A 20,365-nucleotide genomic window follows, 5' to 3' on the forward strand; every position below is an offset into this window, starting at 1 on the left:
TTAGGAGCTAGGAGATAGAATGTATATAGCTTACCGAGCTGTTACACTATTTTCTAGCTCTTAGCTTCTAAGACTTAGCCCATAACAATGGATGTTTCTGCTTCCGACATACACGTTGAGAGTGCTCGTATTCAGCAGCAGATAGAGCAGTATTTGGGCATAGGCCCTGGCAGCTTACTTTTCGAGTTCCGACAGTTAGATGGGCTAACTCGGCTAGATCTTATCACGGTGAATCCGCGCCACCAGCAGAGCTTCTTGTTTCGCTACGAGACAGGGTATGATAAGCTGGACGCGCTGCGCAAGATGCTAGCTTACGTACAGCGCTACCGCGACACCGAAAGCTCGTATACCATTCAATGGCGTGCCCGCGGCGACAAAGAGTTGCAAACCTCTTATTTCCGCGCCCACAATGCCTACGAAGCTCTTGATAAGCTCTACTACGGCCGCGATTTGAATACCATTACCGTATTCAGCGTGGTTTTAAATCCATCATCATAAGTAGTTGAAGCGGGTACTTTTTTGCTGTAACTACTGTTTACTGTTTAACTACCTAATTACCGAATACCAATCCCATGATCACCGTTTCTGAAAAAGCCAAAGAAAAAGTTGAGAAGCTCATGCACGATGCTGAGCTGGATTCAACCTTCCGCTTGCGTGCCTCGGTGGCCGGCGGCGGCTGTTCGGGCCTGAGCTACAAGCTCGACTTCGATAACGAAGTGAAACCCATGGACCAGGAGTTCGAAGACAAAGGCGTACGCGTAGTAGTGGACATGAAAAGCTTCCTCTACTTAGCCGGCACCGAACTCAATTTCTCCGACGGCCTCAACGGCAAAGGTTTCTATTTCGACAACCCTAATGCTTCTCGTACTTGCGGTTGCGGCGAGAGCTTCTCGGTATAAAGCTAGTCTCACTGCCAACTCAAGGCAGTACATCTCATCACAAGAAAGCCCCTCTCCTATCGTGGAGAGGGGCTTTCTTGTAATACAATCTATTTTGTTATTCGCGTGAGAAGCGTTCAACGGTGCGACCATTGGCTGACTGTAGTTCTAGGAAATAAGAACCAGCACGCAAAGACTGTACATCTACGGTGCTACCACCGCTGCTTCTGCCTGTCAGCACAGTTTGCCCCAATGTGTTAATAACCCGGTACTGCACCTCACCAAGAACCGGAGCTAAAGTGACTAGTCCCGAGCTTGGGTTTGGGAAGAAACTAGCAGCCAACTCAGTAGATTGCTGCACCACAACTACCGGTGAGAATGACTCAGTGCCGTCATAATCGAGCTGACGCAGACGATAGTAGCTTAGGCCGGGTAGCGGCTGCTTGTCTATCCAAGAATACGTATGACCTTGGCTGGTGGTGCCTTGCCCACTGACGCGGCCAATGGTTTGGAACTGCTCGGCTGTACTTCCACGCTGCACTTCAAAAGCAGCATTATTCTTTTCCGACGCCGTTGCCCAGTGTAGCTGCGTGCCCTTAGCTGAAGCTGCTGCTGAAAAGCTCTTTAGTGCTACGGGTAGTGGGGTAGCGCTAGTGCTACCAAGCGTTACCTCATCAATTGTCCAGAGTTCATCTGCGTCACATTTGGCGATAATATAAAACCGAACATATTGGGCACCATCTGGAAGGGTAATCTTAAGGTTATCAAAACCAAAGCCGTTTTGATTGCGCCTTCCTTGCCCTTGTCCTGTTCGGTTATCAGGCCCGACAACTGTAGTTTCAGCTGTTGTACTAAAGGGCACTGATTTTGGAATAGCTGCTCTGTAATCCCAAAAATTGTTGTTTCCTCCTCCTCCTTCTCCTCCGCCTGATGACTTCCCTGCTATTCGTAGTATGTTATAATAGCTAAGACCATTATCAACACTTACAAACACATCTACTTGATCATTCTCATCCATGCCTTCATTATCAGTCAATCCCCAAGCAGCAACTCGAAATTGAATATAATTACCAGTTGATGCTGCTGCTGTCTGTCTACCCCGAAACAGCACTCCTTCCGTAGCGTTAGACACTCCCCAAGCAGAGGTACTCGTTGTGCCATTAGTAGTGGGAGCATAGAAAGGAGACCCTGTCACCATTGACCCTGCAGGTCCATTAGTGGCGCCAGAACGAGCATTTCCTTCGACAATGGTTGGATTACCATCATACCCAAGCTCAGTATCATTGTTGTTATTAGTTCTATTAAAGCTTTGGACAACTGCAGTTTGAGCTTGTGTATTTAAACTTACTAAGCCCACAAATACCGCGGAAAGTAGAGAAATACAAGTTTTAGCTTGTTTAGAAGTGAAGGTGGGTTTCATAAAGGCATATATGATAAGAGCCAATTTTTTATAAATAAAGTTAAATAAAGTGCGATTAGCAATATTATCTTATAATTATCTTAAGATTTAATTCTACTTTTAATACTTTGGTCTAATAATCAACTAATTACACAAGAAATTATCTTGTAATATTTTTAATCAATCTGGTCATATTGAAACTATGTAACGCAGGTAAGTGCCACGTTTAAGTAGAGCTCCACCATTAATAAGTCAATGAAATTGGTTTTTGTCACAACTGACATAAACTTATAATCATATAACAACACAGAAATTTTTAAGGAGACAGTAGCTTTATTGCTGCCTTTATTTAACTAGTTCGTTGCTCCAATATCATTGACTTTTAGTGAAATATATGCTTTGCGTGAGCTTACTTAGCTTAACTTCAACTATTACGAGTAGAACCAATACTTTCACAGCACCTGTCTCCCAAATGGAGGCTATGCTGTTTCGCGGGAATCTCTATTTGCTCTTAAAGTGTAGTTAGGAGCTTAGGGTAGCTGGTTCACTTTGTGCAATCCTACCGCAACCGTCGCTGCAGTCATCTGCTCAATAACACGTCAATGTCATGACGGAGTGAAAATCGTGTATAGTATAAAGTACCCACCTCTTTTGTTTTATCACTTTATCGAATACCTAACCTACTTAGCTATAAGTAGTAAACATAAAAAAGCCTCCATCAGAAGATGGAGGCTTTTTTATGTTTGCAGGGGAGCTAACTACTAGTTTTTAACTACCCGTCGCGTGACTTGCTGATTGCCAGTTTCTACTGTTACCAAGTATGTGCCTGCCTTCAATTCTGTTAAGTCAATTTCATTGGCTGAAGTCAATAAAAAGACTTTAGCTTCACGGCCACTTAAATCGGTAACACGAACTTTGACGGTAGTTACATGAGGGTTTTGAGGCAAGCTGATGGCTAATTTACCCGAAGTCGGATTAGGATAGAACTTTACCTCTCCCTGAGCAGCATTCGTGACGATGACAACAGGCGAGTAAGTGAACTTTCCATCGGCATCAAGTTGCTTAAGACGGTAGTAGCTAACACCAACTAGAGGCTGTTGGTCAACGGCATCATATGTAGAACGGTGAGCCGTAGTGCCTTTGCCCTCACGCGTAAGAATAGTTTGGAATTCCTGCGCGTTTGCGCTGCGTTGTACTTCGAAACCTTTATTGTTCGACTCCGAAGCTGTTGTCCAATTCAAGGCTACTCGCCCTTTGTTCAGAGTAGCAGTAAAGGATATCAACGACACCGGCAATGGTTGAGCTGGTGCTACAATGCCGTTGATAAAGTTGGGAACGGGTGGTGACAAATAGTTTTCAGCATTTTGCACACTGATATTAAAGCCATTATCAATGTTATTGTATTCGAAAGTGTAGAAATAATAGGTTACCGATGGATTTAATCCTTCGATGGTAGCTGTCTGATTGGCTCCTGAATAGACAATGTAGTAACCAGGAGCAATTTCTGGGCCTTGACCATATGTTTGGTTACCAGTTACATAAGAATTACCGTCCTGAGGCTGGCTGCCTGCTGGCAATGTAGCATTAGTACTAGCTACAATTAATCGAGCCTCGCCATAGCCTTGTGCAGCATAGTTAGGTGGCAAATTGAAGCTAACAGTAGCTGTAGTGCTAGTGCGCGATACGGTAGCCGAACTGCGCAATGTAGGCTCTGTATCAATTGAGCTAGCTGACAGCAAGTCATTAGCCCCAAATGGCTGAGCGGCCTTATTGGTGAAATCATTGCTTTGGAACCGCAATGTTGACTGAGCAGTACCAAGGTAGGTAGGCTTGTAGCGGAAATAAATTGATTGATTTACATCATAAGTCCCTTGGTTAGGCACTAGCGTCAGGGTATTGCCGAAGGTTACATTGTCAGCCGAAATCTCGAACTGCTCGGCATTTCCAGGGTTCAGGGGGTTGGTTGCCAAAAGCTTGGAAACAGTGATATTCTGCTGCACTCGTTCGGCTTTCACAACCAACGATTGGGCTCCTGAAGTAGTGTTAATAACTACCTTGCTAATCAACTGAGGCATTGCCAGAATCTGAATCGAAGGCTCGCTAGTACCGGCTACTTGAATACCAACCGATGTAGCTGGATTACTATCTACTCGAATGAGCGAAGACACATTAAGCGCCGACGGTGGCAAAAAGCGCACATATACCGTTACTGATGGGTTAATATCGTTACCCCCCGCATTACGAGGCACGGTGATTGAATTGCCCGTACCTACTATCCCGGCAAAAGATGCATCGAGGGAAACCTGAAAGTATTGGGGAGCAAGCACAGTCACATTTTGTAGCAGATTGCTAGCTGCTAGTTGGAAGGACTGTACGGCGGAAGCAAGGCCTGGCACTGTTGAAAACTGAGAGAGGTTACCCGAGGTGTTGATAGTAGACTCACCGCCAACTGAGTTGTTAGCCGTAATGTCAACTACTACATCCGTCGCATCGTTGCTAGAAAGTGTAATGTTACCATTGAACTCCCCGTTAGCTACCGGACCTGTCAAACGAACTTCAATAGTTCGCAACGACACTGCACCATTCACCTGAGCAATACTTAAAGTGCTATCAACAAAGCTACCACCAGCAGATGCATCACGGAATACAATGTTTCTATTAGAACTGGTCAAAACCAGTGGGGCTGTCAGGTTATTAGCACTAATTTCAAAGGTCAAGGTTTGTGCCGAACCACTGCTCGATACAGTTTGAAAGTCCAGTGAAGTTGGATTGGCGGTGATGTAAGGACCTGTGGGAGGTGGTGTACCTGTTCCGCTTACGTCTACGCCCGCATCAGCAGCGCCAGTAGATACCAAGTTTATTGTACCAGCATAATCAGCATCTGTAGTTGGCACGAATCGAACGTCAATGGTAGAGCTAACAGAGCCATTAGAAGGCGTAAGCGTAATAGTAGCCGAGCTAAACTGATCTGAACCCTGCCGAATTTGGAAACCGTCGGGTACATTTATTGTCACCGGGTTGGTGAGGTTACTGCCCGAGACAGTGAATGATTGCGAACCAGAAGTTTGTCCGACCTGCACAAGGCCAAAGTCAGATAATGCCGTAGGCGAAACAGACAGTACAGGAACCGGTGCTTGGCCAGTGCCTGATACGGCTACCGTGCGAGTTGTTGCATTTGTACTTGTCAGAGTGATACTACCACTGTACGATTGATTGGCGGTAGGAGCGAATACTACATCAATAGTGGTATTAGCAACTGTACCATTCGTTTGGACCAAAGTCAAAGAGGAAGCATACGCATTGTTATCCCTACGAATTAGGAAACCGCTCGGAGCAGTCACTGTGATATTGTTGGTCAAGTTTTCTCCGCTCACCGTAATTTGCTGCGAATCACTTTGCGTGCCGGTGGTTGTGTTGCTGTAGATAAGGGTAGCAGGCGATACCGAAATAGTAGGCGCGGCAGCAGCAGTTAGTGCTACGTCGTCGAGGCGAAACTCATTGGTATTACCACTCTGCCGGGTAAAACGAATTCGCAAATTATTTACCTGCGGAATAGTTGAGGTAATACGATACTGATTGAAGGCAGCATTCCCCTGTGAGTTGGTTGTAACTGCCGCATAAGTAGCCGTAATATAGTTAGTGCCGTCAGCGCTAAACTCAACGGTAAACTGCGAACGTATAGTAGCAATAGTTAATGCAGTGGGAGCATACAAGCCAAAAGTGAAAGCAGGCGTAGTCAGAGATGCCGTATTGATGTTTGCAATCTGAAAATTAAAAGGAGGCGGATCATTCCTGACTGGTCCTGAGTTTCCACTAACGTATCCTGGTCCGAAAAAAACAGTGTTCGATCCAGAAGCACCAGGGTATTGGTTGGTAGATACTACACTAGGACTATTGGCCATAACTGCCGATCCAGAATAGACAAAGCCTCTTTCCGTATCATTATTAAATCCCCCCTTGCCGTAGTAAGAACTGATTAATTCGCGGGATAGTGCTGTGGAGCCCATACCCTCGCTAAAGGTTTGTGCCATACCAGTTCCCGGTATGGTGAAGAGCATGAGTAACAATGCCCAAAGGCGGCTACTCAGCGTTGAGCACAGCGGCCACACCTGCTTGAGGTAGGGTGGTTGACCCTGGCGAGTGTACAAATTTTTCATAAGCGTATGGAAAGTTGAAATTTTCGAGTGGAGCGTAGAATAGAAGCTAAGAAAAGTACGATTACAAATTTAGTGGCGAACTATACACAATGCACAAAGCAATTGAATGATAATAAGATCAACATTCTAATTTAAAATTGTATTTATACAATTATATCATAAAACATGTGGAAGTCTTGCAATTGCTGCCTACCATATACTATACCAAGAGAATAGGTCAAATCGACCCTTGAGAGCCTATTTACGAAGACTAATCCATTATCCCACACCACCAAACCGGCAAACCAATACATAACACAATCCTCCTAAGCGCCTTCTATACTGCACAAATTTGCACTTAATTTTTCTATAACCAATTACAGAATAACAAGAAAAATATACGATTTACCTTATCAATCGAATACGCTTATAATCCAAATTTTAACAAGTGTAGAAACCTTATCAGGCAGGGAAGACATCAACGTGCTTGCTCGCCTTCGCATATAAAGAATTTTCTACTAGCTGAACTGAATGGCAATTAGCTAAACAGCTTTATATACGCTGAGCCTTTCTCACACAGACACACCTGTAAAAAATGAGTCAGATAACATCTAAACTGCTGTACACTAGTGTTATTCAAAAATTAAAAGGCAGTATAAACTGATGTTTCTCCTCTACTCATACATACTATTATAAAACAGCTATACTACTTCAAATCAGTGACATATTAAAAATAACTGCCTCGCTTCTGTAGCAGTCTAGCGCAGAAGCTAAAAGAATGCTACCTCAACTAATGCCTATCAATCGGCATCGAGATTAACAGCTATGGTTTCGTTAGCATAAGCAACTTTAACTTATTATCTATTTAATAATCAACTAGCTATTGATAAGATCAGCATGCTAAGCAACTCCTCTTCTCTCATAGAATAATATGAGGTACAAACTCCGATAAGTTTGTGATGAACCCGGCTTCACGGCGAAAACCGATGGCACAGGCAGCACCAGCCCAAAACACACCAGCTTGGTAGCGGCGGCCTTCTGTATCTTGTGGAAGTTCGGCGAAACGTTGGCGTACTTGGGCCTGGTGGGCAAAATCACCGTCTACAGCTTGCCCTGTATGCCCATCGTTCACTTCCACTACATTTTGGCCCTCTCTGCCTAATAGAGGCTTACGGACGTAATGGCCTGGCAAATCTTGCAAAGAGGCTTCGAGGAGTAGTGGATGATGCGGGAAATTCTGCCACAGCCATGCCAGAATACCTTTGCTTTGAAACAGCAGTGTATAGGGTGGATTAGCAATAATCAAGTCGCGGCTTTGCAGTAATTGGGTAAGGTCGGCAGTTAGTTCAGGCTCTTCGTCGGCTAGGATTTCCCAAGGCACAAGTTTGAACAGAAAGCCGAAGCGCTGCCATTTGTTGGGCTCAACCTCGGCCCAAGCGCCTCGCTCCTCCCCTTGCACCGACACCTGCATAGCATCGACGGAACAAATATGTACCATCTCGAAGCCAGCTTCCGTGGCAGCTTCAGCTATTACGGCACAGTTGGCGGCATCTTCGTCACTGCCGGGGAGGTGAACCAGGAGAAGTGTAGGCTCTAAATCGTTGTTGAGTTCCAGCCACTGGGCTAGCTGATTTTGCAGGCCTTCGAAGAGGCCGTTCACTTGCCGGTCGTCCTCGGCTTGGCCAGCGGCTACTAAGCTAGCCCATTGTACCACAGCGGTTTCAGGTAAACTGGTGGCAGTATCGGCGTTGAACTCGATTAGTTTAGGGCCATCAGGAGTGTCGGCCAGGTCGAAGCGGCCGTAGAGGTGCCAATGCCGGTCGTCGTTCCAGGAGTGACGGATGGCAGCCCACAAGTTCTCAGGAATAGCAAGCAGACGCAGTAAGTCGTCGGGAATATCATCAGGAATAGACTGCACCAGCATATCGTAAAGCGAATCAGCCGCTTGTAGCAGGGCATCGGCGGTGGCTTCTGGCAGTTGCAGTGCTTCGCGAGCTACATAGTTTTGGCAAGCATCTTCGATGGCCCAATCCCAACCAAGGCCGCGCACAGCAGGACTAACATCGCCGGAGAGGGGCAGCAGCTTTATCATCTTCAATCAAGGAGTGGACTAGCAACGAAGTCCAGGATGTGAGAAACAACAGAATAGGTCTGGCCTCGGCGTAGCGTATGCCTGCTTTATCATCAAGCATATACCATGCGCGTCTCTAATAATTAGTTGGAAAGCTATTAGCCCCCAAATCCGCCGAAGCCCCGGCTGCTCGCGCGGCTACCGAAGCCGGAGCTGCGCCCTGAAGGTGCGGTGCTGCGCACACTGCTCCGGCCGAAGCCGGTGGTACGCGTAACGCTAGTGCTAGGCCGAATACCTGCTGAAGGCGACGTTCGGCTGCCCGCAAAGCCGCGTCCGAAAAAGCCCCGCCCTTGCCCCCGCTCTTGCGCAACGCGGCTACGCCAGCCATTATTCTGCTGAATAATGCCCGGATTGGCGTAGGCCCCAACATTAGGGGTGAGGAAGCGGCCAGCCATGTAGCCAATACCGCCCCACATCAGAATATCCATCATGCTGGTGCCGCCAGCACGGTTTTCAGGATAGGCGCGGCTGTAGTCTTGCATCTGTTTCTGAAGGGCTTGGCCTTGCAAGGTGTCCACTTTGCCGTCGAAATGCTTGAGCACGGCAGCTACTTGCTCTTTGCCAGCGGGCCGTTCGGCCGTAATCTTCCATTGGCCGGGCTGCACTTCCGTCATTTCGGTGATGACGCCTTCCGAATACGAATCAGAGCTAGTATTACCACTGGTCCAGTCGCCTTCCGCGGTGCCAGTTTGCGAGTCGGAATTGCTGGAACAGGCAGGCAGGCCGATGCCCAAACTGGCCGCTGCAGCAACCATCAATACGTTGCGGCGCCAGTCGCCAAGGCGGAAGTACGGTTTATTCATGGCTGGTTGATCTTGTTGCAAGTGGGTTTCACTAGTACTAACAGGCAATACAGAAATTTAAGGCAAGCGGTTGAAGCTTACCGGTAAATTCCTTTATAAACCTTGAAGTAAAGGTATTTCAAAAGAGAAAGAGCCAGGTACTGCAAGCCTTTCGACGCACTGCACCGGCTGCTGGTATCCGTTGCTTAATCGCACACTCCATGGTTTCATTACACACTTTAAACTAACATAAAAGCCCACGACTGGATAGTCGTGAGCTTTTATAGGGCATGTACTCTTCTAAATCTTAGATGGGGCCAACCCGTACATCTTCTTGAAAGCAAAAGAGAAGTGCGAGAGGTCTTCGAAGCCTAATTCCAAGTATACCTCCGAGGGGGCCTTGCCTTTCTCCTTAATTAAGTAATAAGCCTCTTGTAGTCGTCTTTGCTGCAGCCAACGGCTAGGCGACAGGCGGAATATCTTTTCGAAGTCGCGCTTGAAGGTGGCTAGACTGCGACCCGTCAGGTAGGCAAACCGCTTCAGCTCCACTTTGAAATGGAAATTCCGGTTCATAAAGGCTTCCAAGTCTAGCTTACCAGGATCAGAAAAGTCAAACAACACGTCTTTCAACGCTGGATTAGACTTGAGTAGTAGCATAACCGCTTCCCGCAACTTCAGCGCCAGCAAGCCCTCATTGCCAGGCTCGGCCAGTTGCTCGTACGGCCTCAACGAATCGAGGTAACTTTTGTAGAGTTGGTTGGAAACCAGTTCCACGGTGGCCTCGCCGGGAGGCAAATGCTTGTTGGCGTGGTAGCCATACTCCAGGCTGATGCTGCGCAATGTTTCTTGATCCAAGGAAACCGACAAGGATTTGAACTCGCCGTGCTCGGGCGGCCGTTTCTCAAACTTGAGCAGATGGTTGCGCTTGATAAAGCGGATGGAACCTTCCTTGAAGATTTGCTGCTGGTTACCGTCGTTGGTGATAAGCGTGCCAGCTATCTGAAAACTAAGAACGTGCTCCGGCACAAACTGCTCGCCTTCCTTACTTCTGCTGTAGTAACAGGAATACAGAATTGGTGGGCGCTTCTGGTTTTCTTTTTGGCTAAGCATCTACTGCTGCTTTATATAATAGTAAGTGCTCGACAAGTCCTTTAAAGCGCTGTAATCCTGCTAGAGGAACTGCTCGCAGGCGTGTCGAACAAAACTCCCGCACTTCTAACAACTGGTAGTTGGCTCGGTGTTGATGCAGTTCTTGTTGCGGTATCACGCAAGGTAGCACAGCAGTGCCACCAGCAACAGCGGAAGCTGCTTACCCATAACTACTACCCTTGTTAGCAACAGTTTAGCGGTGGCTCCGACAAGCCATCGTGTCAGTAAGGATATTTCCTTGGTTTGGCAATGCCTTAGCCTAGGAATGTTAAGCGCATTGAGGGAATGCAATAGTGCAGGGCAATACTCTACTTGTTAATATAAGATTTCCCAAACTCGGTTTCCAGAAAGTTTTCCGCCTCATCGTGGTCGGTGGATACACTGACGGGCAGCCACTGCTCGAATTCCGCTTGCCGGTTGGCGTCGGCTTGTTTTAGGAAGGCTACGGCTTCGCTGCCGAGCACGAGGTGTACCGGCGGGGAAGGATGTTCAGCTAAAGCTAGCATTACCTGCGCCGCCTTGCCAGGGTCGCCCACCGGGACGAACTGGCCGCTGGAAAAGAACTCGGCCCGCGAGTTAACCAGATCGTAGCCTTCTATTGTGGGGGCATAGCTCATGGAGGCACCCGCCCAATCGGTGCGGAAGCCGCCCGGCTCTACCGACGTAACGTAGATACCGAGCGGCGCTACTTCCTTGGCCAACCCTTCGCTGAAACCACTTAACCCGAATTTGGCCGCCTGATATATCGTAATGCCAGCATTGCCTACCCGGCCGCCTATGGAGCTGATTTGTAGGATACGCCCCGAACCCTGCTTACGCAAATATGGAAGTACGGCGCGGGTCACTGCAATAGGCGCATACAAGTTGGTTTCGAGCTGCGCGCGCACCTGCTCTTCCGTGAAGGCCTCGGCCGCCCCCGTGATACCAAAACCAGCGTTGTTGACTACCACATCCAGACGCCCAAAGTGCGCTACGGCAGCAGCTACCGCCTCGGTGATTTGTGTTGAGCTGTTGACGTCTAATGCTAAGGGCAGAATCTGGCTGCCATATTGAGCCACGAGGGGCGCAAGTTGCTCGGGATTACGAGCTGTAGCAGCCACTTGGGCACCACTTGCCAACACGGCTTCTGTTAAACTACGGCCCAAGCCGCGCGAGCTACCGGTGATAAACCACACTTTGTTCATGTTTTTGAGGGCTTTAAGTACATGACAAAGGTCTGGCAGGAAAGAGGCGGCTACTTTGTTGAAAAGCTCAAAGTTGGTTTGTTGGAAAGCTCACGCAAAGGTCGTTGAAGGGCAGCGCCATACTCTACCCTAACAGCAACTTAAGCCAGCAGGCTTTGGGCTCTTGGGAACAAAAGCACGGCTTCTATAAAGTACAGGCGTTGTTTGATCGTCAGCGCTAGAGTTGGCACCCCATCTTTGGTGTGCTGTATTCTTTACTCCCTCATGGGTTTACTTGATTCCTTAGCCAAGCAAGTGCTTAAGCGTGCTACCATCACCCGCGTAGCACCCATTGCCCACCATACCTACCACCTCACGCTCCAAGGCCCCGACTTGGCTAATCTGAACTACAAGCCCGGTCAAACGCTGAACGTGTTCTTCGACCTGAGTGGGCCCGAAGCCGCGCTGCGCAAGCGCACCTATTCAATCTGGCAGTATGATGCCAAGGCCCTAACGCTGGAACTAGCGGTATGCACATTTTCAAATGGCCCCGGCGCCCGTTGGGCCCAGCACTGCCGCCCCGGCGACGAAGTGTACTTCAATGGTCCGGGTGGCAAGTTTGTGCTCGACGCCACGGCTGCCAGCTATTGCTTGCTCGGTGATGTGTCCACGTTGTCGCACTTGTATGCCTTGCGCCGCCAAATACCGCAAACTAAACCAGTTTTCAGCTTGGTGCATGTCCAGAGTCAAGACGACTGCTTTCCCGACCTGGATGGCAGCTACCTGCTGCATTTCGCCGTTGCCGACCAGTTATCTGCTCCTGAAGTGTTGGCGGCGGTAGCAGCACAGGGCTTGCGTTCGGCAACGGACTGTCTGTATTATATAGGTGGGGCGCAGGAGTTCTGCGTCGAAACATATCAGCTATTGCGCAAGCAATGGCAGGTACCAACCGCTCAACTCAAGGCAAAGCCTTTCTGGAAGTAGAAATCAACAGTAGCGTCAACCGAACCCATCGGAGTTGCCGCCGAAGCTAACCAGCTAGGGCCAACGAAAACCCCTTTCGCTGGCCCTATTCAGTTGCATATGGTATTCATCTGCGCACTTAATCCACGCTATAAGTACGCCTCGACAGACGTGCGGGCAGTGCAGCCGACCAAGTTACCCGCGGCCTTACAGTTATTCCCACAGCGGATAATGTTCCAGATGCACTTCCTGCTCGAAGAAGATACGCGTGCTTTCTTCGAACGAGCGGGTGAAGTCGGAAACGTAAAAATGGTGAGCAGGAGGCTGCGAGCTAGGCAAGGCCGCCAACTGGTTTTCCTCTAGGTATTTTTTGACGTGGGCAGCCACCACATCCGAGGCATCCAGTACCTCCACCTGGTCTTGGTAGTACTCGGCAATCTGCCTTTTTATCAATGGGTAGTGCGTACAAGCCAGCACTAGGGCCTCAATACCGTCGAGGGCGGGGTTGGTGAGGTAGGAGCGAATAATGCTGTCAGAAATAGTATTAGCAAAAAACCCTTCCTCTATCATAGGCGCTAATAGCGGTGTGGCTAAGCTTTGGAGTTGCACTCCGGCGTCTAAGTCGTCTATCTTTTTGCGGTATACGTTGCTGTTCACGGTTTGCTTGGTGCCAATCAGGCCCACGGTGCGGCCAGCGTAAGCACCTCCTACGTGTGCCACAATGGGGTCAATGACATTAAGGACCCGTGCTTTAGAGCCTACATACTCACGCACTAGTTCATAAGCCGCGGCCGATGCGGAATTGCAGGCAATAAGAATGACTTTGCACTGCTGTTTAAGCAATAAGTCACAGATCTTCACCGAGTACGCTTGAATGGCGGCCGTGGACTTGTCGCCGTAGGGCAGGTGGGCCGTGTCGCCAAAGTACACGAGCCGCTCATGAGGCAACTCGCGGGCTACGGCGCGCGCCACCGTAAGCCCACCAATACCGCTGTCGAATACGCCGATGGGACGGGTAGTGAGGTTCATAATATAGGTGACGGGTAAAGAAGCCGGAAGTAGAAAATAGGGGGTGCCACTTGTAAGCTTAGAAAGCTATTGCGTGCGCAAAGTTGTCGTTTTCTAATAACTCACGCTGAATTCTTCCTTATTGCTTGAATATTAATTGTTAATTGCTCGTTGAAAATTCATTGATTCTATGAGCATTATTCTGGCAGAAATTGACCGCGCCCTGGCCGCTTTCGATTCAACCCAGGGCCGTCCGGTTGCCATCGAGCTAGGTGAGCGAAAGTACACCCAACTTATCCTGGACGTGGCGCACTTGCATGCTGCCGGTGGTGACTTGACGCACAATACCGGACGGCCGCTGGCTTATAGAGGGCTGGAAATTCTGCGCGACGATATTCATGTGGATCGAGTACGAGTGATATAAAATTACACCTTGTGTTTGCGCATGCATTCTAGGCTTAATATGCTCACGTAGTACTACTTACGCTACATTATTGCCGGCAGCCTACCACTTTAGCTGAACCAGCGCCTACTCTTCTCCTGCTGAGCTTACTGCATCTTTAAGACCATCAAAAATTTAATTTTTATTAGCTTAGAGTATAGTATCAATCTTGATAGAACAGCAAAAAGTTAAACTTGCACTCTGCCTTATAAGTGTCTAAAGTTAGCTTACTAACTTTATACTTAAGGATAATGTGCAATTAGTGCTATGGAAGAAGCCGGTGTTCATACGTCCCCAACAAATGCACAGACGTGGCCGGAGCAGCAGGCCGAATCCACTTTACTTTCTACCCATATACCTGATCAACTGACGCAGGCTCTTCAAATGGTGCAACATGCCTTCACGGCAGTGGCACTCTTAGATGAGCATGGGCAACTTACTTGGGTGAATGACGGCTTTGCTGGGTTAACTAGCACTGCGGCCTATAAACTTCTCGGGCAACCACTATGGGCCATATTGCCGCCCGAACCAAGCAACACTGCCCCGGTCTTCAATCCATCGGAAAGCTTGGCTTCTCTGTCAGCTTTTGAATACGATGGCGTAGCGCGCGACGGCATACATCCTGCCCGCTGGATACACATAAAATTACAGCCTGCTCCCTCGCCTATTTCTGAAAGCCGCGTCTACTACTTCGCGTTTCTGGAGGATATTACCAGCAAAAAACAAGCGGAAGATGCCCGAACGGCTCGTGAAGCCCAACTTCGTTACCTGAACGAGCAAGTGCCGGGCGTGCTGTTTCAGTGGCGGGCCAACTACGATGGCACTTCTCACCTTAGTTTCATTAGCAATACTGCACAGGAAATCTTCGGTTTTCTGCCGACACAGCTAGATGAGTTGAAGGAGGTAGTTCACCCCGATGACCAGAAGGCGTGGGCTAAATTTCTATCCCCTTCCACTAACAAAGCGGCTACAAATTCCTTTGAGGGACGCTTTCTGGTGCCCGATCAGCCCTTGCGCTGGTGCAGCGGTAAGTACCAAGCATCAACTCATGATGCCGAGGGAATACTATACAGCGGCATTCTGCTTGACGAAACGCCGTTGCGAACAGCCGAGGAAGCCATCCAAGACAACGAGCACCGGTGGCTTCTGGCCATCGAGCGTTTCGGCGACGGCGGCTGGGAATTCAACTACCAGACCGGAGACGACTATTTCTCGAATGCCTATCGGGCCATGCTCGGGTATCCCGACGAAGACCTTCCGGACGGTTTCCATGCCTGGCACAACCATGTACACCCCGACGACATTGCGGCCAGTACGGAGGCCTCTGACGCTTATCTGCGCGGTGATGTGCCTATTTATTCGGTAGAACGCCGTTTGTTGTGCCGCAATGGCGAATACAAATGGGTGCTCACCCGCGGCCTTATAACCAAATATGATTCGGAAGGTAACCCGCTCATCATGACGGGCATGCATACCGATATTTCCGAAATAAAGAAAGCCAACATAGCCATTGAAGCCACAACGCGGCGCTTATCAACCACTATTGCCAACTTTCAGGAAGGCATTTTGCTGGAAGATGAAAACCGTCGAGTGGTACTAGTGAACGAGGCGTTCTGCCGCATGCTCAATCTGGACAAAACTCCAGAGCAACTAGTCGGGGTGGAGACGATATCATTAACAGCAGCCAGGACGGCCACTTCAACGGAGCCCAATTGGCTGATTGGTAGGGACGGTGAAAGGCTAAAGCAGACCGCTATAATTGGCGAACTGCTCCCGCGCAAAAATGGCCAGGTATTTCAGCGCGACTTTATTCCTATCTACAGCAACAACGCCTCTCTGGGCTACCTCTGGAAGTTTCAGGACGTTACCGAACAGAAAGACGCGGAAGAAGCCCTCAAACGGCGGGAAGAGAAGTATCGGCGCATCATCGAGCAAATGAAGTTAGGCTTGGTAGAAACCGACCTAGCCGATGAAGTGGTGTACGTCAACCAGGTCTTCTGTGACACGCTTGGCATCTCCAGCGAAACAGTTACGCAGGAGTTTTTGCGCCCTCTGCTAACGCAGGAAACCTCGCAAGTAGCGCGCGAAGGGGAAGACGCCTACGAACTGTCGGCGCGCAGCCAGGACGGCAGCCAGAAGTGGCTGCAAGTCAGCCGGGCCCCGGTGTACGACGACGACAAGCAGGTTATCGGCACTATCCGCATCACGCTCGATATCACGCACCAGAAGGAACTGGAAAACAAGCTGCGCAAAGCCAAGGAGCACGCCGAAGAATCGTCGCGGGCAAAAGAGCTGTTTCTGGCCAACATGAGCCACGAGATTCGCACGCCCATGAACGCTATTCTGGGCATGAGCCAGCTGCTAGCCAAAACTCCTCTCCGCCCCGACCAAGACGATTATCTGCAAGCCATTACGACTTCGGGCGAAAACCTGCTGGTCATCATCAACGACATTTTGGACCTTTCCAAAATCGAAGCCGGCCAGCTACAAGTCGAGAAGATCGGCTTTGATGCCGGTCAGCTTATGGCACAGATCGAGAAAACGCTGCTCTACAAGGCAGAGGAAAAGGGCTTGTCTTTTGTAACGGAAGTTGCGCCTGAGTTGCCGCAAGTGGTACTCGGCGACCCATACCGCCTCACACAAGTGCTGCTGAACTTGGCTGGCAATGCCATCAAATTCACGGAGAAAGGTTGCGTTTCTATTTCCTGCGAGTTGGTCGGCCACGAAGCCAACGGGGTAGGAATCAAGTTTACAGTAGCTGACACCGGCATCGGTATCGACCCGGCCTACCTAGATAATATCTTCAAAGAATTCAGCCAGGAAGATTCGTCCGTGACCCGAAAGTTTGGGGGGACTGGCCTGGGCTTGAGCATCAGCAAAAGCTTGGTTGGTTTGATGGGCGGCGAACTGCAAATCACCAGCGAGAAAAACATAGGCACGGCCAGCACTTTCACTCTCTTTCTGACGGAGGGCACGGAAGCGGATATGCCACGCAAAGAGGTAGCTGATCATCGGTTCCGGGAAAAGCTACGGGGCAAAGAAGTGCTGGTAGTGGAAGACAACAAGTTCAACCGCCAGATTGCCAAAGCCTTGCTCACCAATGCGCACATCAAAGTTGCAGAGGCAGAGAATGGGGCTCTGGCCGTAGAAATGGCTCGCATGCACCAGTACGACCTAATCTTGATGGATGTGCAGATGCCCGTAATGAATGGCCTGGAAGCTACCAGCGTCTTGCGCCAAGAGTTGGCTCTTACTACACCCATCATTGCCCTCACGGCCAATGCCATCAAAGGCGAGCGGGAAAAATGCATAGCGGCTGGCATGAATGATTATCTAGCCAAGCCGTTTCAGGAAGATGAGCTGCTGAAATTGATTGGGGATTGGGTGCTAGGCACGGCTCAACAAGACCCAACCCCACCCCGTCCCGCTCCAGCAGCAGTTACCACCCCGCCCACTGCCCTCTACAAACTCGACCTCTTATACCAGATTGGGCAAGGCGACGAGGACTTTGTGGTGCTCATGCTTGAATCCTTTATCGAGAGCTGCGAGGAAGCGGTAGTCGACTTAGGAGCCGCGCTTCGCACCCAAGATGTCAAGAAGTTGCGTGCCACTACGCACAAGCTCAAGCCTAGCCTCGACCACCTGCACATGCACCAACTGCTACCACTTGTAGAGCACTTAGACAAGTGGCATGCTGCATTCGACATGGAGGTGTTGCCGCCCCTTATTGAAGAGGTGATTGGGTTACTTCAGCAAGTAATCATTCAAATGAATAGTGACCGTCTGGATAAGATTGCGAAAAAGCAGGAGCCATAACTTGTTGCAAGTCACGCTAGACAATAAGCTGAAAGGCCGCACAAAACGCTGCCAAGGCGTGTTATAGCACCAACTAACTACAGGAATTACTGGGTTGTGCTTCTTGGCTACTTAGCCCTGGCTACCTTTGCACTATGAATCTGCTTTCTGCTGAGAACCTTTCGAAGAATTATGCCGACCGGTGGCTTTTCCGGGAATTGAATTTTGGCTTGTTGCAAGGCCAGCGCGTGGGCTTGGTGGGCATTAATGGCTCAGGCAAAACCACGTTGCTGCGCATTTTGGCCGGTATCGAACCACCAGATACGGGCAGCTTGAGCACCCGTAAAGACACCCGCGTGGCTTTCCTGGGCCAGCAGCCAGTGTTCGATGAAACGCTGACGGTGGAAGAAACCATCTTTGCCAGCCAAAACGACACGCTAGCAGCCATCCGCGACTACGAGCACGTTGTGAATGACCCGAACCATAAGCCTGCCGACTTGCAGCGGGTAATGGAACTGATGGATTCGTACAACGCCTGGGACTACGAGTCGCAGGTGCAACAGATTCTGGGGAAGCTGGGTATTCTGGGCGAGCTGTTGCAGCGCAACGTAAGCAAGCTTTCGGGTGGGCAGCGCAAGCGCGTAGCCTTGGCTCGCGTGCTGATTGAGGAGCCCGACGTACTGATTCTCGACGAGCCGACCAACCATCTGGACCTTGCCACTATTGAGTGGCTGGAAAACCGGCTGGCCTCCCCTTCCCTTACCTTGCTGATGGTCACCCACGACCGGTACTTCCTAGACCGGGTGGCCAACGAAATTGTCGAGCTCGACCAGGGCCGGGTACACCGCTACCAGGGCAACTACGCCTACTTCGTGGAGAAGAAAGCCGAGCGCGAGCAGATGGAAACCGCCGAAGTGGAAAAAGCCCGTAATCTGCTCCGCAAAGAACTAGAGTGGATGCGCCGCCAGCCGCAGGCCCGCGGTACCAAGCAAAAAGCTCGCATCGACGCCTTCTACGAAACGCAGGAAAAGGCCAAAACCAAGCTCAAAGGCCCCGAAATGGAGCTTTCGGTGAAGACCACCCGCCAGGGTGGCAAAATCATCGAGGTGGAGCACCTAAGCAAGAAGTTCGGCGACAAAGTAGTGCTCGACGACTTCAGCTACGTGTTCAAGAAGAAGGACCGGATTGGTTTGGTAGGACCCAACGGCGCGGGCAAAACCACGCTGCTCAACATGCTCACCAAGCAGTTAGCTCCCGACTCGGGTACTGTTGATGCCGGCCAAACCACTGTATTCGGTTACTACACCCAAACCGAACTGACCTTCGACCCTACGCAGCGTGTAATCGATATTGTGAAGGAGGTGGCCGAAGTGATAGAAATGGCCGATGGCAGCATCGTAACGGCTTCGCAGTTCTTGCAGCACTTCCAGTTTCCGCCGGCGCAGCAATACACGCTGGTTAGCAAGCTGAGCGGAGGCGAAAAGCGCCGGCTGCAACTGTTGCGGGTGCTTATCAAGAACCCTAACTTCTTGATTCTCGACGAGCCGACCAACGACCTTGACATCATCACGCTCAACATTCTGGAAGACTTTCTGCTTCAGTTTGCGGGCTGCCTAATCATCGTGTCGCACGACCGGTACTTTATGGATGCACTGGTGGAACAGGTGTTTGCGTTGGAACCCGGCGGCAAAATTCGCCAGTTCCCCGGCAACTACACCGACTACCGCGAGTGGCTGCAAGAGCAACCCGCCAACACCGGTGCCCGCGACGCCGAAAAAGCGCTGAAGTCGGTAAATCAAACAACTGCTCCGGCACCTGCACCAGCGGCCGCCTCAGCGAAGCGCAAAGCTAGCTTCGCTGAGAAGAAAGAGTATGAAACGCTGGAAAAAGAGCTGGAGCAGCTAGAAGCTCTCAAACAGCAACTCATCGAGAAGCTGAACTCCGGCACCGGCTCCCATACCGAGCTAGCCGACTGGGCGGCCCAACTTAAGCGCACCGACGCCGAGTTGGATACGAAAGGCGAAAGGTGGCTGGAGCTTGCCGATTTCGTGTAAGGCTTAGGCCCAATCCACAGTTATCCTCAACGACAAGCGGCCCTGGTAGTACTAGGGCCGCTTGTCGTTTATGTTGGTGTTGTACAATGGGTAAAGCCAAGAAATGCTTACTACTTTATATAACGTAGCCAAGGGCATTTGTATTCGAAGAACGTTCAGCTTAGGCACACTAAGCTGCTAACTTTTGGCTTTAGCAATGACATGGTAGCCTGATGGGAGCAAATAACATTTTGGCATTTGCACCAAAGCCTTACTAGCTAGCCGTGGAGTAGCTTGTTGTTTAAGCGACAATTTTGTTGCGTAGTGCCACAAGCATCAGCAGTATACTACCGCTTTAGCAGCTTTGTGCCTTGTGCAGTAGGTGTACACTTTGTGCTAAGTCCTGGATCTTATAACTCTTTTTGAGAACCAGGGGGCCATTTTGGGGCTTGCATTTAGTGGACATAGTCCAAACATTTAGGCAGT

General features: G+C 49.8%; 13 protein-coding genes. 6 read left to right on the top strand and 7 right to left on the bottom strand.

Going from position 1 to position 20,365, the window contains the following annotated elements; translation table 11 throughout:
* Positions 1 to 87 precede the first annotated feature (87 nt).
* Positions 88 to 498 carry a hypothetical protein gene (locus P1X16_RS12285; protein WP_277229178.1) on the top strand — a complete coding sequence of 137 codons (411 nt, stop codon included), beginning with the start codon at positions 88 to 90 and terminating at the stop codon, positions 496 to 498.
* Positions 499 to 572: 74 nt separating this feature from the next.
* The gene (locus P1X16_RS12290; protein ID WP_277229179.1) at positions 573 to 899 is read left to right on the top strand and encodes an iron-sulfur cluster assembly accessory protein; all 327 of its coding nucleotides are present in this window, start codon (positions 573 to 575) and stop codon (positions 897 to 899) included.
* Positions 900 to 996: 97 nt separating this feature from the next.
* Here the strand turns inward: P1X16_RS12290 and P1X16_RS12295 are convergent, their stop codons facing one another.
* From P1X16_RS12295 to P1X16_RS12320, 6 genes are all read right to left on the bottom strand, one after another.
* Positions 997 to 2,298 carry a T9SS type A sorting domain-containing protein gene (locus P1X16_RS12295; protein WP_277229180.1) on the bottom strand — a complete coding sequence of 434 codons (1,302 nt, stop codon included), beginning with the start codon at positions 2,296 to 2,298 and terminating at the stop codon, positions 997 to 999.
* Positions 2,299 to 3,038: 740 nt separating this feature from the next.
* Entirely contained in the window at positions 3,039 to 6,335 is a 3,297-nt protein-coding gene (locus tag P1X16_RS12300) for a T9SS type A sorting domain-containing protein (protein WP_277229181.1), read from the bottom strand.
* A gap of 997 nt (positions 6,336 to 7,332) precedes the next feature.
* Positions 7,333 to 8,505 carry a glutathionylspermidine synthase family protein gene (locus P1X16_RS12305; protein WP_277229182.1) on the bottom strand — a complete coding sequence of 391 codons (1,173 nt, stop codon included), beginning with the start codon at positions 8,503 to 8,505 and terminating at the stop codon, positions 7,333 to 7,335.
* Between the two features lie 137 nt (positions 8,506 to 8,642).
* Positions 8,643 to 9,347 carry a hypothetical protein gene (locus P1X16_RS12310; protein WP_277229183.1) on the bottom strand — a complete coding sequence of 235 codons (705 nt, stop codon included), beginning with the start codon at positions 9,345 to 9,347 and terminating at the stop codon, positions 8,643 to 8,645.
* Between the two features lie 279 nt (positions 9,348 to 9,626).
* Positions 9,627 to 10,436 (bottom strand): AraC family transcriptional regulator, encoded by an 810-nt coding sequence (locus P1X16_RS12315; protein WP_277229184.1) that lies wholly within the window; start codon positions 10,434 to 10,436, stop codon positions 9,627 to 9,629.
* Positions 10,437 to 10,783: 347 nt separating this feature from the next.
* Complete coding sequence (locus P1X16_RS12320; protein ID WP_277229185.1) at positions 10,784 to 11,659, bottom strand: SDR family NAD(P)-dependent oxidoreductase; 876 nt, start codon at positions 11,657 to 11,659, stop codon at positions 10,784 to 10,786.
* A 264-nt stretch (positions 11,660 to 11,923) separates the two neighbouring features.
* Here P1X16_RS12320 and P1X16_RS12325 point away from each other — a divergent pair, with 264 nt between their 5' ends.
* A complete protein-coding gene (locus P1X16_RS12325; protein ID WP_277229186.1) occupies positions 11,924 to 12,622 on the top strand; it encodes a siderophore-interacting protein in 699 nt (232 codons plus the stop codon).
* Between the two features lie 192 nt (positions 12,623 to 12,814).
* Here the strand turns inward: P1X16_RS12325 and murI are convergent, their stop codons facing one another.
* On the bottom strand, positions 12,815 to 13,630 hold the full coding sequence (gene murI, locus P1X16_RS12330) for a glutamate racemase (protein ID WP_277229187.1): 816 nt from the start codon (positions 13,628 to 13,630) through the stop codon (positions 12,815 to 12,817).
* 169 nt (positions 13,631 to 13,799) lie between these two features.
* On the opposite strand from murI, the gene P1X16_RS12335 reads away from it, so the two are divergent.
* From P1X16_RS12335 to P1X16_RS12345, 3 genes are all read left to right on the top strand, one after another.
* Entirely contained in the window at positions 13,800 to 14,033 is a 234-nt protein-coding gene (locus P1X16_RS12335; RefSeq protein ID WP_277229188.1) for a hypothetical protein, read from the top strand.
* Positions 14,034 to 14,318: 285 nt separating this feature from the next.
* Positions 14,319 to 17,867 carry a PAS domain S-box protein gene (locus tag P1X16_RS12340; RefSeq protein ID WP_277229189.1) on the top strand — a complete coding sequence of 1,183 codons (3,549 nt, stop codon included), beginning with the start codon at positions 14,319 to 14,321 and terminating at the stop codon, positions 17,865 to 17,867.
* 134 nt (positions 17,868 to 18,001) lie between these two features.
* Positions 18,002 to 19,900, top strand: a complete 1,899-nt coding sequence (locus P1X16_RS12345) for an ABC-F family ATP-binding cassette domain-containing protein (RefSeq protein WP_277229190.1) — start codon at positions 18,002 to 18,004, stop codon at positions 19,898 to 19,900.
* Positions 19,901 to 20,365: the final 465 nt, after the last annotated feature.

It is taken from the genome of Hymenobacter sp. YC55, from assembly GCF_029433095.1.
Taxonomy (GTDB): domain Bacteria; phylum Bacteroidota; class Bacteroidia; order Cytophagales; family Hymenobacteraceae; genus Hymenobacter.